The sequence below is a fragment of the Pseudomaricurvus alcaniphilus genome (assembly GCF_011440395.1).
GTDB lineage: Bacteria > Pseudomonadota > Gammaproteobacteria > Pseudomonadales > Cellvibrionaceae > Pseudomaricurvus > Pseudomaricurvus alcaniphilus.
Genome location: NZ_JAAOIX010000007.1, coordinates 65,989 through 81,637, shown reverse-complemented (window position 1 = coordinate 81,637; position 15,649 = coordinate 65,989). Strand labels below are relative to the sequence as shown.

Sequence of the window (15,649 nt, the reverse complement as noted above, 5' to 3'; positions counted from 1 at the left end):
GACGTTGAAGTTTTTCCGGTAATTAGCGGTCTAAGGCTTGAATCCACCTTAAACATTCCGAAATACAGGAGAGGGTGTGGTATGAAAAGATTCTATTACCTCAGTGATAATCTTGATGATCTGGAAGCGGTTGAAAGCGAATTAATCGGCAGCGGGATCACCAAACCGCAAATTCATGTGCTCAGTGAGCGCGACAATGAAGTTGAGAACCACCATCTCAACGAAGTTGAAGCCGTATTAAAGAAAGATGTGGTTCACTCCATGGAGATCGGCGCTCTGGTCGGCGTGTGCGCCGCCGCAGCAATTCTGGCCATTGCTTACTTTAGCGGTCTCACGCAAACCGCAGCAGGGTGGGTACCATTTATCTTCCTGGCGGTGGTGATACTGGGCTTTTGCACTTGGGAAGGGGGCTTTCTGGGTATACAGGAGCCGAACTACCAGTTCAAACGCTTCGAGAAGGAGTTAAAAGAAGGCCGTCATGTGCTGTTCGTGGACATAGAGGGTGAGCAGGAATCGACTTTACACAGGATTGTTCGCAATCATCCGCTGAAGTCAGCCGGCAGTGGCGAATCGCGGCCTCGCTGGGTGATTCATTGGCAAAACCGGTTTCGCAAGTTCGTCAAAACCATGCCTTGAGCGAGAAAGAGCGGGCAGATTAAACGGGGCCGTCGCTGCATCAGCGCACGGTCTCTTGTATTTGTGTAGTTGCTTCCCGAAGCAATGGGGCTTCTGAAGGGGCGTTGTGGGCGCGGCGCAATTCAGGGCGCTTCGAGCACCGGCGGGCTGAGTTTCAATTCGGTGACCACCTCGTCGCCAGACTGGTAAATATCCAGCTCAGCGCCGTCGTGCGGCAGTATAGAGCGAACCAGCTCAAGATCGTCACCCAGCCCTAGGCCGCGCTTGAAATCGAACCCGGGTGGCAGGGCAGTAGCGCGGTTGCGAATTTCATAATGGATGAACTCGTTTTGCTGCGCGAGCTGCAGACTGATTAAGGTGTTCTTGTCTTCAATCTCTGGTGGTTGCCCTGGGGGCGCTTGTTGCAGGCTCAGCTTGATCGCATTTGAGAGCAGCTGGTGCAGAATCAGGGCGAGTACCACTTCCTTGTTTTCAGCGATTAGCGGCGGCTCCACGCTGCTGTCTTCGAGGCGTTGCAGGGTTGTCTCCGGCAGCAGGCGTTCGCGAGTGGCCTCCAGCAGAGCCAGTATGTTGACGCGCATATTGCGCTTGAAGCTGCGCAGCCGGTAGATCAGGGCAACGCTCATCAAGTGGTTTAACGGTGTCTGTAGAAAGCGCGCAGACTCGGGGTGCTGAAGGATATTGCCGTGTAACAGCGTCACCAGGCCCTGCAAGTCGTTTTGGATGCGATGGTAAATCTCTCGCTCCCTGGCAATATCGAAGCCTTCGGCTTTACCCCGGGGTGCCCCTGCTTGCGAACCGTTTTCCATAACCCCTTACTCACTCGGTTGACGACTACCAAGGCGCTGAATCGAGCTGTTACAACCATTGCGGACCCTGACTCAAGCCTTTCTACCAGTATAACGCGTGGCGCATTGGGATTATTACCGTTTATTTTGCCCTGGTTAACAAGCGGTGCGTCAATTCATGCCTGGCTACTGCGGCCCCCGGCCAAAAAACACCACCCGGCTGAGAAACGTGTAGTCGGCCTCGGCCGCCATCAAGCCGATAAACACCAGCAGGCACAGTGGTGGCAGCAGGATGGCGTAGATGATCGCCAGTCGCTCCCACAGCATATGCATAAACACCGCGACAATCAGGCCCGCTTTGAGCAGCATAAAGGTGATGATCAGGAACCAGCGCAAGTAACCCTGCAGGTGAAAGTAATCGACCATGTAGGACAGGGTACTGAGCACAAATAGCAGCCCCCAGATTTTCAGGTACAGGCCGATGGGGTGCTGTTGGCCGTGTGCCTGGGTGTTGTCGGCCGGGGTTGTGTGAGAAGGTTGCATAGCAGTCACCAAAGATAGCAGTCACCAGAGATAGAAAAAGGCAAAGATAAACACCCACACCAGGTCGACGAAGTGCCAGTAAAGGCCGGTGATTTCGACGATCTGGTAGTTGCGCCCGTCCGTCGGCGCCGCGCTTTTTGATTCCATTCCTTTTGATTCCATGCTTTTTGATTCATAGTCCCCGCGCCAGACTTTGAAAGCGACAATGCTCAGGTAAAGCACGCCGATGGAGACGTGCAGGCCGTGAAAACCGGTGATCATAAAGAAGCAGGCACCGAACTGTGCCGCCCCCATGGGGTTGCCCCAGGGGCGCACGCCCTCCTCGATCAATTTGGTCCATTCAAACGCCTGCATGCCGACAAAGGAGGCGCCCAGTATTGCTGTTGTCAGCATCAGGGCGGCGGTTTTTTTGCGGTCGCCGCGGTAGCCGTAATTGACCGCCATGGCCATGGTGCCGCTGCTGGTAATGAGAATAAAGGTCATGATGGCGATCAGGATCAGGGGGATGTGCTGGCCGGCGATCTCCAGCGCAAACACATCGCTGGTCAGCGGCCACGGGTCGGTGCTGGTCATGCGTACTGTCATATAGCCGATCAGGAAACAGCTGAAAATAAAGGTGTCGCTGAGCAGGAAGATCCACATCATCGCCTTGCCCCAGGGCACATTTTTAAAGGCCTCTTTGTCGGAGCCCCAGTCGCTGTTCAGTTCGCGCCAGGCGCGCACAGTGAGCGATGTGTTGCCGGTCGGGGTAACGGTCGAGCTTGCTGTGGGTGTAGCCATCGGGAGCTACCTCAAGGTTGATAACCGCAGCCGCTTAAAAGCCGCACAGGCTGGCGAAGCTGCGAAAAGTTTGTGGAGAGCTGGTGAGCAGGGCAAACAGTACCAGCCAGACCCCCAGTAAGTAGTGCCAGTAAGTGGCGCACAGTTCTACCCGCGCCGCCAGTTGCGCGGTGTTGAGATAACGCGCCGCCAGCAGGACTTTGGCCCAGGCGAGCAGGCCGCCGACAATGTGCAAGCCGTGCAAACCGGTGAGCAGGTAAAAGAAACTGTTGGCCGGGTTGCCCGCTACCCCAAACCCCTGTCCGTGGAGCAGTTGCCAGACCCACAATTGGCCGGCGACAAAGCCGCAGGAAAGCACTCCGCCCAGCGCCAGGCGGTTGACCATGGCCGCCTGGTCCTGGCGCCGCGCGGCGCTCCTGGCCCACTGCAGTGCCACGCTGGCCAACAGCAACAGGGCGCTGTTCACCCACAGTGACCAGGGGTGTGCCAGCGGCTGCCAGGGTTCGGTGAGGGATTCCCAATCCGCGTACTGGGAGCGAATCAGCATGGCGACGATCAGCAGCATAAACAGTGAGGTGACCACAGCCAGTAAAAAGCGCAGACCGGTTTTGCCGATGCTGGCGGATTCGGCCGCAGCGGAGCGAGACGCGAGTGGCGGCCTGTCAAACGGGTTCAATTCCGGCGCTGGCCGGGGAGTAGCGGTGCTCATGGTTTGCCCTCCGCAATGCTGCTGTCAGTGCTATCGAGCGGGCTGCTGTCGCTGGCGATGCCGGTGTGTTCTGTCTCACCGGGGCGCAGCGGTTCGGTCTGGGGAACATAATCCTGCTCCCAGCCGGGCACACTGTAGTCGTAGGCCCAGCGGTGCACCACCGGTAGTGAGGGCCCCCAGTTGCCGTGGGCCGGCGGCGTCTGCGGTGTCAGCCATTCCAGCGAGGTGGCGTGCCAAGGGTTGGCCTCGGCGGGCCGCCCCTTGAAGGCACTGTAGAACATGTTGAACACAAACAGCAGTTGCGCCAGGCCCACGGTCAGGGCCATAACCGTAATAAAGGCGTTGAGGTCGTGGGCGGATTGGGGGATAAACGCGATGCCCTCGTAATCGTAGTAGCGCCGCGGCATGCCGAGAAAGCCGAGGTAATGCATGGGGAAGTAGATCAGGTAGGTGCCGATAAAGGTGATCCAGAAGTGCAGTTTGCCGATGGTGTCATTGAGCATGCGGCCGGTGATCTTCGGGTACCAGTGGTAGATGGCCCCAAACACCACCAGGATCGGCGCAACCCCCATCACCATATGGAAGTGGGCCACCACGAAGTAGGTGTCGGAGAGGGGAATGTCGACAATCACATTGCCGAGGAACAACCCGGTCAGGCCGCCGGTGACAAAGGTCAGGATAAACGCCAGCGCAAACAGCATGGGCACGGTCAGGTGCACGTCGCCGCGCCACAGGGTGAGCACCCAGTTGTAGACTTTGAGGGCGGTGGGCACGGCGATGATCAGGGTGGAGGTGGCGAAGAAGAAACCGAAGTAGGGGTTCATGCCACTGACGTACATATGGTGCGCCCAGACCACAAAGCTGAGCACGGCGATGGCGATGATGGCCCACACCATCATGCGATAGCCGAAGATATTCTTGCGCGCATGCACGCTGATAATGTCGGACACCAGGCCAAAGGCCGGCAGGGCGACGATATAGACCTCCGGGTGACCAAAAAACCAGAACAGGTGCTGGAACAAAATCGGGCTGCCGCCCTCATGGTCCAGTTGCTGGCCCATGGAGATCATGGCCGGCATAAAGAAGCTGGTGCCCAACACCTTGTCGAACAGCATCATAATGCCGCTGACAAAGAGCGCGGGAAACGCCAGCAGGGCCAGGATGGTGGCGGAAAAAATACCCCACACTGTCAGCGGCATGCGCAGCAGGGTCATGCCGTGGGTGCGGGCCTGCAAAACCGTGGTGACGTAGTTGAGGCCACCCATGGTGGCGGCGACGATAAACACCAGCAGCGACACCAGCATCAGCACGATGCCCCAGTCGGTACCCGGCGTACCCTGGCTGATGGCCTGGGGCGGATAGAGAGTCCAGCCGGCACCGGTGGGCCCCCCCGGCACGAAAAAGCTGGCCAGCAGGATGATGACGCTGAGCAGGTAGGTCCAGTAGCTGAGCATATTGACGTAGGGAAACACCATATCCCGGGCGCCCACCATCAGCGGGATCAGGTAATTACCAAAGCCGCCGAGAAAGAGGGCGGTGAGCAAGTAGATCACCATGATCATGCCGTGCATGGTCATAAACTGGTAGTAGGCCTCGGCGTCGACAAATTCGAGACTGCCGGGAAAGCCGATTTGCATGCGCATCAGGGCCGACAGTACCAGCGCCACCAGGCCGGCGACGATGGCGGTCAACGAGTATTGGATGGCGATAACCTTGTGGTCCTGGCTCCAGATATAGCGAGTCCAGTAACTGCGGGGCTCGTGCAGTGCTTGATGTTCGGCATCTTCGGCGTAGGCCATACGGTACACCTCTTGGCATCGGGAAACTCTGCTTCACTCACACCTGAATGCAGCACGCGGGGTGCATTCAGGTAACGGGACAGTCGTTGACCTGAGCTGCCTCAGGTCACCCGACCCTTATCTATCGCCTGTTCACTGGGTCGCCTCACCCAGCGAGCGGGTAAAGGCAATCAACGCCTCCAGTTGCGCGTCGCTGAGCGCATAGGCGGGCATGATCGCGGCGTAACCCTCGACCACTTTGGCATTGGGGTGGGTGATGGACTCTTTCAGGTAGGCGGTATCCACTGTCACCTGGCTGCCGTCGCTGAGGGTTTCGGTAGCCCCGTACAAGCCCTTCCAGCTGGGCCCCACGCCGCGGCTGCCGTCCAGGCTGTGACAGGCGAGGCAGCCCTGGGCGGTGGCGATGGCGCGACCTTCGGCGACGGGGTCGGCAGCGGCGCTGGCAGCGGCAGTGCTGGTCTTGCTCGTGTCGGTCGACTCCGCTGCGGGCGGGGACCGGTCGCTGCTGGCGCCCGCTTGATCGGGGTGACTGGCGGGCGGCACATCGCTGCGCAGTGATTGAATGTAGGCCACCAGCGCGTCAAGTTGCTCAGGGCTGAAATTGTAGGCCACCATCACCGGTGGGTAACCTTGTACGATACTGGCCGCCGGTGCCACGATGGATTCCTTCAGGTAGGCCGCATCCACGATCACCTGGCTGCCGTCCTTGATCGTTTCGGTTTTGCCGAACAGGTCGAGCCAGGTGGGGGCCAGGCCGCGGCTGCCGTCAACGCTGTGGCAGGCCAGGCAGCCGTTGCCCTGTGCCAGTTGCCGCCCCTGTTCCACCAGACCGCCGCTGCTTTTACGCGCCAGGGTTTGGGCGAAGGTGGGTTGTTGTTGCAGCCAGTCATTGAAGTCGGCTTCAGTGTCGACGATGACGTTGCCGCGCATATTGTAGTGGCCGACGCCGCACAGTTCGGCGCAGAGTATTTCAAAGGTGCCGAGCCGGGTGGGGGTGGCCCAGAAATAGGACACCAGGCCCGGCACCATGTCCATCTTGGCGCGAAAGTGGGGTACGTAAAAATCGTGCAGCACATCCCGCGAGCGGAGCAGAAACTTCACCGCTCGATCGATGGGCAGGTGCACATCGTTGCTTTCAATCAGGATGTCGTCCTGGCCATTGGGGTCATCGGGGTTGATGCCGAGGGGGTTGTCGCTGTTGATATGACGTACATCGGCGGTGCCGAGCACGCCGTCGGCGCCGGGAAAGCGGTAGCGCCAGAGCCACTGCTGGCCCACCACCTCCAGCTCGTAAGCGTCTTCGGGTACATGGACAAATTTATCGTACACCACCAGCCCGGGCGCCAGCATGGCGGCAATGCCGATGGAAGTCAGGCCGATAAGCCACCACTCGAGTTTTTTGTTTTCCGGTTCGTAGTGGGCGCGGTTGCCGGCGTGGTGACGGAAGCGGTACACGGCGTAGGCCATGAACCCTGTAATTGCGACAAAAAAGAAACCTGTGACCAAAAGGGTTATGGTCAGGGTGAGATCGATGGCGCTCCAGTTGGATGCCAGCGGGGTTGCTTGCCAGGGGCTCCAGAAGTGAAATAGCACCGAGGCAACCGCAATAATGGCGAGCGCGATTGCTATAGCCATAATCTTGTTGTCCTTGTGTGGGGCCAGTATAAACCCTATTTTTCACCGGAACCAACTGTTAGCAAGAAATCGCCGTTGCCAGCTCGCGCGGGCTTTGTTGTGACCGCGCCGGCGCACTCTGCATTGCCGGGCGCAGCAGCATTACGCCGGCCGCGGAAATTGCTGCAGTAGCGGCAACTTGTGCCTATGCTTATAACCGTGTATTCGGGGTTGTCAGGGCCGAGGCGAGGATTTTCGCCGCGGGGCAATTAACCGGCTGGTGCATCCAATTGGTTTATCCGGATTTTGTATCCAATGAACAAAGTGCTGCAGGAAGCTGCGAGCAGGAGTGATCAATGACAGTTCGTGTTTGGGTCGGTGTGACCCTGTTGTGTTGCTGGGTCGCCAGTGCCCTCGGGAATGACCAGGTTCGCCAGCGCATGGAAACCTGGTCGACAGGCTACCCCGCCGAGTCCCACGGAGTTGGCCTGTTTAATGGTGATCGCTTGCGGGAGATCTATGAGCAGCGCAACTACTCGCTGCTGTGGTTCACTGCTGCGCCAGGGCGGACTGAAGAGGCGGCACTGGGACTCGCCGGTGGCGCCGTGCTGGCGCGTATCGCTAACATCTCCGAAGACGGCCTGTTGCCGGCCGATTACCACTGGCCGCAGTTGCGCTCGTTGCAGCGGGGCGAGCAACAGCAACAACAGCGGCAACAACAGCGGGGTGACAAGCTCGATGACCTGGCCCAGTATGACTTGCTCCTGACCGATGCGTTTATATCGCTGGCGGACCACCTGGTGACCGGCAAGATTGATCCGGAAAGCCTGACCCACGAATGGAAGGCCAATCGCGGCAAGGTGGACGCCATGGCGCTGCTGGCGCAACTGTTGGCCAGTGACGAGCCGGCGAGGGTATTGGCCGGGTTACTGCCCCGCCAGGCGCGCTACCACCGGATGAAGCAGACTATGGTGGCGCTGCAGCCATTGGTTGACCTGCCCTGGCCGGCGTTAGGGGCAGCGCCGTTGCTGAAGCCCGGTGCCAGCGACCCCCGACTCGAAGAAATTGCCCGGCGCTTGCGTGTCTGGGGAGACCTGACCACAGACCCCGCCACGGACGTGTACGGGGCGGAGTTGCAGCAGGCGGTACGGCGCTTTCAGTTGCGTCATGGGCTGGATCAGGATGGCGTAATAGGCGCGCAAACGGTAATGGCATTGAACATGTCACCGCGCCAGCGCCAGCAACAACTGGCGCTGAACCTGGAGCGCTGGCGCTGGTTGCCAGAAGACCTGGGCAGCCGCTATATCGTGGTCAACCTGGCGGCCTTCGAGTTAAAGGTGTATGAAAATAATGTCAACGTGATGAATAAACGGGTTATTGTCGGCCGCGACCAGCGCAAGTCGCCAGTATTCAGCGATAACATCCGCTACCTGGTTTTCAACCCCACCTGGACGGTGCCGCCGAGACTGGCGATCAATGACAAGCTGCCGGAGATTCGCCGCGATAGTAACTATTTGCAGCGCCTGGGCTTCACGGTGTACCCGGGCGGCAGTAATATTGCTATCGACCCCGCCACCATCGACTGGTCAAAATACGGCCGCAAAAACTTCCCGTTTCGTTTGGTGCAGGCGCCCGGCCCGCAAAATGCCCTGGGCCAGGTAAAATTTATGTTTCCCAACCCCTATGATGTGTATCTGCACGATACGCCGTCGCGAGAGTTGTTTGCGCAATCCCGGCGCGCATTCAGTTCCGGTTGCATTCGGGTTGAAGATCCGCTGGCGCTGGCGACTTACCTGCTGCGGGAAAACGGCTGGGATCGAAACAAAATCGACGCGGTCATAGCAACCGGCAAGCTGGAGACGGTGTATTTGAAGAAGCCAATGCCGGTGCATCTGGAATACTGGACCGCATGGGTTAACAGCGAGGGCGTCATGCACTTTCGCGAAGACATCTACCGGCGCGATGACTCGCTCTGGCAGGCCTTGCAGGCACCCCGGATCGCGCCGCAAACGCCGTTAGCCGCCGTAACCGCTGCCGCACCAAATGCCGCCCTAAACTTGCATTGAGCAGGAGCCTCACCAGTATGCCGCCAAGATCCGCCCGCCAGGGCCTGTCGCTGGTTTCTGTTTGTTTGATCTTACTCGCCCTGGTCACCCTGCCAGCGCTGGGGAGCACCGGTTACAACCCGGAAAAAACACCGCTGCAGCTGCAAGTAGGTGGGGAAAAAGTCGACTATCGAATCGCATTCAGGGCATTGTTGCCCGGGCATATTCTGGAGATCAGTTTGGCACCCAGTAAGACCACTGACTACCGTGTGACGGAAAGCGGGCGCGCGCTGCCGGTCAAGGCCGGGCAGGTGAGCTGGCGGGCGCCGCAAACTCCGGGTTATTACCCCATCCGCATTACTCGCAGTGGCGATGGGGAGAGCGTGCAGCTGGCCGTGTTCGTCATGCAGCCCGCCAGCGAGGTGAAAAACGGGCGCTTGAACGGCTATCGGATCAACGCTTACCCGCCGCCCTTGCGCGGACTGGCCTCCTACCGCGCCCCCGAGGGCTTTATCGAAGTGACCGAGGAGCTGGTCAACGTCAGGGTGTCGCCCCATTTCACCCTCGGCCAATTCCTCTGCAAGCAGGCCGGGGTGTTTCCGAAGTACGTGGTGTTAAAACATCGCTTGCTGGAAAAACTGGAGTTGCTGCTGGAGGACATCAACGCCCATGGAATTCGCGCCAATTCGCTGGTGGTGATGAGCGGCTATCGCACCCCCTACTACAACCGCGCCATTGGCAATGTGGCCCACAGTCGCCATATCTATGGGGGGGCCGCAGACGTGTTTGTGGATGTGAACCCGGTCAACAATTATATGGACGACATCAACCGTGACGGCAAAACCGACATCAATGATGCGGTCTATCTCTACCAGCTGGCCGATAGCCTGGTCAAGCGCAAGGGGCGTCGCGAGTTGGAAGGGGGAGTCGGGCAATACGATAAAAACGCCTATCATGGCCCCTTTGTGCACGTCGATGTGCGCGGTTCAAGGGCGCGCTGGGGGCATTGAAAGTCAATCGTTTTCAGCCAGGAAAGCAGAGGGCGAAGATAGCGGCAACCGTCTGCACAAAGTGCTGATGGCTGCCGCGGAGTTGAGGCCTGGTGTGAGTTGCGCTTAGGCCAGGGTTGGCATCAGGCGCGCTGCAGGATATGACTGACCACGGTGGCACCGGTGCCGCCGATATTCTGCACCAGGGCCACTTCGGCATCCGCAACCTGGTTGACACCGGCAGTGCCGGTCAATTGCATATAGGTCTCGGCCAACTGGTAGAGACCGGTAGCACCGACCGGATGGCCGCGGGATTTAAGACCGCCCATGGTGGAAATTGGCAGTTTGCCAGTGCGGCTGATCTCACCGTTCTTGCCGAAATGAACCCCTTCGCCCTTGGCGGCAAAACCGGCGGCTTCCAGGCTCAGGGCCGTGATAATGGTGTAGGCGTCGTGCAGCTCAAAGATATCGATATCGGCGTGCTTGACGCCGGCTTGCTGCATGGCGCGCTGGGTCGACAGGGCGGCACCGCTGAGCTCCAGTTTGTTGGCGCGGGAGTTGAGCGCCAGCGAATCTGTACCAATGGCCGAACCGGATATTTTTACCAGCGGCAGTCCGGAGCGCGCGGCGCTGCGCGCGACCTCCTCGCTGGCGAGAATGACCGCGGCGGAGCCATCACAAACCGGCGGGGCATCGAACAGTTTGACCGGGTCCACCAGCATGCGTGAACCCAGGTAGGTGTCCATATCGATCTGTTTTTGCAGGAACGCATTGGGGTTGGTAAAACCGTTTTCGTGGGCATTGATGGCGAAGTGGCCAAAATCCTCGGCAGTTACCCCGTAGGTTTGCATATACAGCTTCATCAGGCGGGCATTGAGTGAGATAAACGAATCGCCGTTGCAGCCTTCCAGTTCCCAGTCGGCGGCGGTGGCCAGCGCAGCGGTGGTATCCTCGCGGCTGGAGTGGGTCATGCGCTCCACACCACAGACGGCCACCACATCGTGAAAGCCCCCGGCCACACTCATATAACCCCAGCGGGTTGCCGCGGCGCCAGAGGAGCACGCGGCTTCCACGGTGCTGGCCTCTATCCCTCGCAGGCCGACAGTATCGGCGATCAGGGCGCCCAGCTGCTGCTGCTGGCTGAGCATTCCCGACATCATATTACCGGTGACCAGCATGCCGACTTGCTGCTTGTCGATACCGGCAGACGATAGCGCTTGTTCGATGGCCTGGGCCGCCAGGTAGCGGCCTCGAATACCTGCTGATTTGTTGATTTTTGTTTGACCTATTCCAATCAGGTAAACGTCTTTCATTATTCTCCACTCAGTTGGATTGATGGTTCGAGCAAGGGTTAGCCGAGCACGTATTCCCCTGGGGCATCACGCAAGGGCTTGTAGCCTTGCTTGGGGGCGCCCATGGCCGGTGGATCAACCTGCTCAGACATGCGTTGATCGAGCCACTGGCTCCAGTGCGGCCACCAGGATCCGGCTTGCACCTCCATGCTGCTGAACCAGGTATCCGGGTCCATAAACTTGTCACCGGGCATACGTGTATGAGCGCGATAGCGCCGACGGGGATGCTGCGGGCCGCTGACTACACCGGCGTTGTGGCCGCCGCTGGTGAGCACGAAGGTCAGTTCGCTCGGGGTCAGGTAGTGGAGTTTGTAGACGGAATGCCAGGGGGCGACGTGGTCGGTCTCGGTGCCGAGCAGGTACAGCGGCACGCGCACATCGGCCATGGACACCAGTCTGCCGTCGACGTGAAAGCGATTGGTGGCCAGGCGATTTTCCAAATACAGCTGCTGCAGGTACTGGCTGTGCATGAGGTGTGGCATGCGGGTGCCATCGGCGTTCCAGGACATCAGGTCGTTCCAGGACATCTCCTTGCCGAGCAGGTAGCGATCCACCATGCTGGCGTAGACCAGGTCGCTGGCGCGCAGTGAGCTGAAGGTGCCGCCCATCTGTTCGCTGGTCAGGTAGCCGCGCTTCCACATAACCTTTTCCAGGAAAGACAGCTGGCTGTGGCTGATGTAGCGACTGACTTCGCCGGCTTCACTGAAGTCGGTCTGGGCGGCAAACAGCGAGATACTGGCCAGACGATCGTCATTATCGCGCGCCATGGCGGCGGCGGTAATGGAGAGCAGGGTGCCGCCAATGCAGTAGCCTACCGCGTGAATCTTGCGTTTCGGGCAGATGGCGCTGACCGCGTTAATCGCTTCCATCAAGCCGATCTTGATGTAATCCTCGAAGCTGACTGTCTGGTCTTCTTTCTCGGGGTTCTTCCAGGAAATGATAAAGACGGTTTTACCCTGCTCGGTGAGGTATTTGACCAGGGAGTTGTGCGGTGACAAGTCCAGGATGTAATACTTCATGATCCAGGCGGGGGAGATCAAAACGGGCTCGGCGCCGACTTTCTCGGTCGCTGGCTGGTACTGGATCAGCTCGACCAGGTCGTTCTGGAATACCACCTTGCCGGGGGTAACGGCGACATTTTCACCGACCTTGAAGCCGGTATCCGGGGTCGCTTCCTTGTTGGTGACGCGACGGAACTGGTCTTCCACGGCAAAGCGCAAACCACGGGCCAGGTTCTTGCCCCGCTCTTTGACGGTGGCTTCCAGTACTTCGGGGTTGGTGAGGGGAAAGTTGGCCGGCGACAGCTTCTCCAGAATCTGTTCGGCGGCTGCATGGACGATGATCTCGTGCTCGGTCTTGACGCCCTCGATGCCAATGGTCGCCTGCTCGAGCAAATCGCGACCGGTCTGGTGGGCCTGGGCGAACAGCTTGAACGGCCACTTCTGCCAGGCTTCACCGCTCATGCGGCGCTCGATTGCGGTCACCGGGGTAACTGCGTCCTTGTTTACCAGCGACTCAACACCGTACACGCCGAGGTCGGCGAGCTTGTTGAAAAAACTTTGCAGCAACTGTACTTGCTTGCCCGGCGATATGGCCAGGTGCGTGGCCCAGTCGATAGTGGCCAAGGCCAGGTCGACCGGAGACATACCCTTGCTGACGCGAGCCAGGATCGCGCGAAATTCGCGATCCAGGCCCTCGCTTTGAGCTTCGTCCAGAAACTCAATGGTCTTGGTTTGAAACATACGTTTCGTCCTTAGTACATGTGCTGGCCGCCGTTGATGGAGAGCGTCGAACCAGTGATAAAGTCAGCGTTATCGCTGACCAGGAATTCTACCCCGCGAGCAATGTCGCTGGCTTCACCGAGACGGCCAACCGGAATCTTGGCGACAATTTTCTCCAGCACGGGGGCGGGAACCGCCATCACCATGTCGGTGCGCACGTAGCCCGGGGCAATCGCGTTGACGGTAATGCCTTTGCTGGCACACTCCTGGGCCAATGCCTTGGTAAAGCCGTGGATACCACTTTTCGCGGCCGCGTAGTTAACCTGGCCGTACTGGCCGGCCTGGCCATTGATGGAGCCAATATTGACGATGCGACCGAAGTTGCGCGCGCGCATGCCTTCGATAACCGCGCGACTGACGTAAAAGCAGCCGCCCAGGTTGGTGCGCACCACATCGTACCACTGCTCGTAGGTCATCTTGTGCATGGTGCCATCGCGGGTAATGCCGGCATTATTGATCAGTACTTCAATAGGACCAACTTCTTTTTCAATAGTGGCGATGGTCTTTTGGCAGTCTTCGAAGTTACCGACATCAAATTTGTAGGTGGCGATACCGGTGCGCTCACTGAACTCACGAGCTCGCTCGTCATTACCGCCGTAGTTGGCGACTACAGTATAGCCCGCTTCCTTGAGGTGAATGCTGATCGCTTCGCCAATACCACGGGTGCCGCCGGTTACAAGTGCAATTCGACTCATTTTATAGCTTCCTTATTGTCATTGCTGGGCTGGGACGAGAGTTCGCCCCAGAGTGGGTAAAAGTTGAATATGCAACTAATACTGAACAATTATTGAGCTTAAATCAAGGGGGTAGCCCCATTTGAATGAATTTATTTTCTCCCTATTAGTATTGTTTGCAACTAATCTGCTATTATTGCGGTATGAACAGTAACCAGTATATAAGCAGTAATTCCGGCGCTAGCCACTCTGGTAGTGGCAGCCAGCGTACTCGTATACACTTGGGTAGCTTCCTGCCGTCCCTTATTCGCAACCTGGCAGAAGGCATCAGTACCAGGCTGGCGAAGACCTATACGGAAGAATATCAGTTAACCATAACGGAGTGGCGAATTCTTTTGCAATTGGCTGAGCATCAGTCACTGCACGCCGCCCAAATCGTTGAAAACACCTCCATGGAGAAGAGCAAGATCTCCCGGGCACTGTCCAGTATGGAGGCGGACGGCATGGTTCGGCGCGAGGTGGACGATGAGGACAACCGCCGCCAGCGCCTGGCCTTGAGCGATTATGGCTGGGAGATCTACCGCCAGATCGCCCCCAGCGTGCTGGACTGGGAGAAGCAGCTGATCGAGGGGCTGGAAGTTGCTGAATACCGGGATTTACTGTTCCTGCTGGAAAAGCTGAACGAGCGTTTGAAAGTCATGGACAAGGCTTGATCACCGCAGGGCAGGGCTTCCTGAGAATACCCAGCTCCCCGGCCATACCCAGCTCCTTGGTAATGCATAAACTCTCTGGTAATACATGAGCCCTTTGGTAATACATAAGTCCCCGGCATCGTAGCGCTCCTGCGCTATATATTTGCCACCCATTAGCGCCTCCCCACATAGTCCCTTCTTTATATACCATAGCCCCACCCTCACTGCGCTCGCTCCCAATGGCTGTGCTGCCCCTGGATATCGCCCTGATGTCTGCAGCAGCTCCGTGCCTGATTTTGAGCCGCCACGCGGTAGCTGCCGAATAGCGAAAAAAAGAGTATCGTCATTGTCTGTAGCGACCGGTAATTGCTGTCGCGCTTGATGGCTGTCGCCATGGGTTGAAGCCTTCTGTTACAGCTGCACTGGAACAGGACCCGCCATATAACAGGACCCGCCAAATAACAGGACCCGCCAATGGACTTGCCGACCAGCTTTCTGATATACGCCACCCTGTTTCGCCTCGCGGTGATTGCCGCCGGGGTGCTGATCATTGTACTCGGCTATCGGCTGTTCCTGCAGGGCCTGGCCGCGGCGGAGAAATCCGATACTGCGCTGGAAGGGGGCGGGTTTAAGCTGTCGGTCAAGAATGCGGCTCCGGGCACCAGCTTTGCCCTGTTTGGAGCGGTGTTAATCTCGGTGATGGTGGTGCAGGGCAGCCCGGAGCTGGTGATTGATGACCTCGGTCGTGGAGCAGCAGTTGCGGGGCAGCCGGAGGCGGGCAATCGTTTGCGCCTGCGCGGCGGCGATGGGGCTGACCTGGCCAACCCCGACCACTCCCGGTTGCGGCAGGCCGCGGCCGCGGCCAGTGCTCAATTACTGCAGGCCGGTTTGCAGAAAGAGACGCAAAACGATCCGGCGCTGGCGCTGGAGGCCTACCGCCTTGCCCTGACCATGCCGACGCTGGTCGAGCAACAGGCGGTCAGCCCGCTAAACCAGATGGCCTGGGTTTACCTGCAGCAGGGGGAGTCCGGATTGGCCCTGCCACTGGCGCAACTGGCGCAGCAACTGGAGCCCCGGAACACCATGGTGATGGATACCCTGGCCCGGATCCACCTCCAGCTGGGGCAGTTCGACCAGGCGCAGGCGTTGGTGGACAGAGTGCTGAAAATGGATCCTGGCAATGGGGATGCGGCCGCCACCGCGGCCCTGCTAAAGCAGCAGAGCCCCCTTCCTTAAGAGATCCCTTC

General features: G+C 58.7%; 14 protein-coding genes. 5 read left to right on the top strand and 9 right to left on the bottom strand.

Features of this window, described 5'->3' with window-relative positions:
• Positions 1 to 81: 81 nt before the first annotated feature.
• Positions 82 to 636 (top strand): NAD/FAD-utilizing enzyme, encoded by a 555-nt coding sequence (locus tag G8764_RS14195; protein WP_166165323.1) that lies wholly within the window; start codon positions 82 to 84, stop codon positions 634 to 636.
• 122 nt (positions 637 to 758) lie between these two features.
• Here G8764_RS14195 and G8764_RS14190 read toward each other — a convergent pair whose 3' ends face one another.
• From G8764_RS14190 to G8764_RS14165, 6 genes are all read right to left on the bottom strand, one after another.
• Positions 759 to 1,445: a sensor histidine kinase gene (locus G8764_RS14190; protein WP_166165322.1), complete on the bottom strand. Its 687-nt coding sequence runs from the start codon at positions 1,443 to 1,445 to the stop codon at positions 759 to 761.
• Positions 1,446 to 1,610: 165 nt separating this feature from the next.
• A complete protein-coding gene (locus G8764_RS14185) occupies positions 1,611 to 1,967 on the bottom strand; it encodes a cytochrome C oxidase subunit IV family protein (RefSeq protein WP_166165321.1) in 357 nt (118 codons plus the stop codon).
• A gap of 21 nt (positions 1,968 to 1,988) precedes the next feature.
• Entirely contained in the window at positions 1,989 to 2,747 is a 759-nt protein-coding gene (locus G8764_RS14180) for a heme-copper oxidase subunit III family protein (RefSeq protein WP_166165320.1), read from the bottom strand.
• Positions 2,748 to 2,781: 34 nt separating this feature from the next.
• Positions 2,782 to 3,456 carry a cytochrome c oxidase subunit 3 gene (locus G8764_RS14175; protein WP_166165319.1) on the bottom strand — a complete coding sequence of 225 codons (675 nt, stop codon included), beginning with the start codon at positions 3,454 to 3,456 and terminating at the stop codon, positions 2,782 to 2,784.
• A complete protein-coding gene (ctaD, locus tag G8764_RS14170) occupies positions 3,453 to 5,255 on the bottom strand; it encodes a cytochrome c oxidase subunit I (RefSeq protein WP_166165318.1) in 1,803 nt (600 codons plus the stop codon). Before ctaD ends, G8764_RS14175 begins: the two co-directional genes overlap by 4 nt.
• A 132-nt stretch (positions 5,256 to 5,387) precedes the next feature.
• On the bottom strand, positions 5,388 to 6,890 hold the full coding sequence (locus G8764_RS14165) for a cytochrome c oxidase subunit II (protein ID WP_166165317.1): 1,503 nt from the start codon (positions 6,888 to 6,890) through the stop codon (positions 5,388 to 5,390).
• A gap of 335 nt (positions 6,891 to 7,225) precedes the next feature.
• Here G8764_RS14165 and G8764_RS14160 point away from each other — a divergent pair, with 335 nt between their 5' ends.
• Both G8764_RS14160 and G8764_RS14155 read left to right on the top strand, forming a co-directional pair.
• Positions 7,226 to 8,935, top strand: a complete 1,710-nt coding sequence (locus tag G8764_RS14160; RefSeq protein WP_166165316.1) for a L,D-transpeptidase family protein — start codon at positions 7,226 to 7,228, stop codon at positions 8,933 to 8,935.
• Between the two features lie 17 nt (positions 8,936 to 8,952).
• Complete coding sequence (locus tag G8764_RS14155; RefSeq protein ID WP_166165315.1) at positions 8,953 to 9,924, top strand: D-Ala-D-Ala carboxypeptidase family metallohydrolase; 972 nt, start codon at positions 8,953 to 8,955, stop codon at positions 9,922 to 9,924.
• Between the two features lie 122 nt (positions 9,925 to 10,046).
• Here the strand turns inward: G8764_RS14155 and G8764_RS14150 are convergent, their stop codons facing one another.
• The 3 genes from G8764_RS14150 to phbB are packed head-to-tail and all read right to left on the bottom strand — an operon-like array spanning position 10,047 to position 13,731.
• Complete coding sequence (locus G8764_RS14150) at positions 10,047 to 11,216, bottom strand: thiolase C-terminal domain-containing protein (RefSeq protein WP_166165314.1); 1,170 nt, start codon at positions 11,214 to 11,216, stop codon at positions 10,047 to 10,049.
• Positions 11,217 to 11,254: 38 nt separating this feature from the next.
• The gene (locus G8764_RS14145) at positions 11,255 to 12,997 is read right to left on the bottom strand and encodes a PHA/PHB synthase family protein (protein WP_207951896.1); all 1,743 of its coding nucleotides are present in this window, start codon (positions 12,995 to 12,997) and stop codon (positions 11,255 to 11,257) included.
• Between the two features lie 11 nt (positions 12,998 to 13,008).
• Positions 13,009 to 13,731, bottom strand: a complete 723-nt coding sequence (gene phbB, locus G8764_RS14140; RefSeq protein WP_166165313.1) for an acetoacetyl-CoA reductase — start codon at positions 13,729 to 13,731, stop codon at positions 13,009 to 13,011.
• 182 nt (positions 13,732 to 13,913) lie between these two features.
• Here phbB and G8764_RS14135 point away from each other — a divergent pair, with 182 nt between their 5' ends.
• Together G8764_RS14135 and G8764_RS14130 are read left to right on the top strand one after the other, a co-directional pair.
• On the top strand, positions 13,914 to 14,423 hold the full coding sequence (locus G8764_RS14135) for a MarR family winged helix-turn-helix transcriptional regulator (protein ID WP_166165312.1): 510 nt from the start codon (positions 13,914 to 13,916) through the stop codon (positions 14,421 to 14,423).
• 453 nt (positions 14,424 to 14,876) lie between these two features.
• A complete protein-coding gene (locus tag G8764_RS14130) occupies positions 14,877 to 15,638 on the top strand; it encodes a tetratricopeptide repeat protein (RefSeq protein WP_166165311.1) in 762 nt (253 codons plus the stop codon).
• Positions 15,639 to 15,649 lie beyond the last annotated feature (11 nt).